The sequence below is a fragment of the Paeniroseomonas aquatica genome, from assembly GCF_030409335.1.
GTDB lineage: Bacteria > Pseudomonadota > Alphaproteobacteria > Acetobacterales > Acetobacteraceae > Belnapia > Belnapia aquatica.
In genome coordinates this window covers 1-650 of the sequence record NZ_JAUFPN010000077.1, presented here as the reverse complement: position 1 = coordinate 650, position 650 = coordinate 1, and the positions used below count along the sequence as shown (strand labels likewise).

Below are 650 nucleotides of genomic sequence, written 5' to 3'. Positions count from 1 at the left end.
CCCCGGCAAATATACCTTCGGCTCTCCCGGGGCTGGCACCGCGGTGCACCTTTCCGGCGAGTTGTTCAAGGCGAGGGCCGGCGTCGACATCCTGCACGTGCCCTACCGCGGCGGCGCCCCGGCGCATCTCGACCTAGTGGCGGGCCGCATCTCCATGATGTTTGACAACATGCCTGGTACGCTAGCGCTGGCGCGCCAGGGCAAGGTGCGGCCGCTGGCGGTCACCTCGGCGCAGCGCAACCAAGCGGCACCCGAGATCCCGCCAATGGGCGAATTCCTGCCCGATTTCGAGGTGGTATCCTGGACCTGCGTTTGCGGCCCCGCCGGGTTGCCGGCCGCCGTGGTCTCCCGGCTGTCGCTGCTGAGCAAGCAGGCGCTGGAAAGCCCGCAGCTCGTTCGTGCCTACAACGACCTCGGCGCCAGCCCCTGGTGGACGACGATAGCTGAGACCACCGCGCACCGCGCCGCGCAGCAGCAGGGGCTGGCGCCGCTTATCGGTGCCTCAGGCGCCACGGTCGAGTGATGCCGTGACCAAGTGGGACCAGCCGGTCCCACAACCACTCGCGCAGACCAGATAGACCGGATACGCGAGACCACAGAAGAAAGGGAAACGTCATGCCATACCAGACGATCAAGGTTCAAAAGGTCAG

The 650-nt window shown here is 66.8% G+C and carries 1 protein-coding gene; it reads left to right on the top strand.

The window, feature by feature from the left end; translation table 11 throughout:
* A partial coding sequence (locus QWZ14_RS08065) for a Bug family tripartite tricarboxylate transporter substrate binding protein (RefSeq protein ID WP_290316116.1) occupies window positions 1–523 on the top strand: 523 nt, incomplete at its 5' end.
* Window positions 524–650 lie beyond the last annotated feature (127 nt).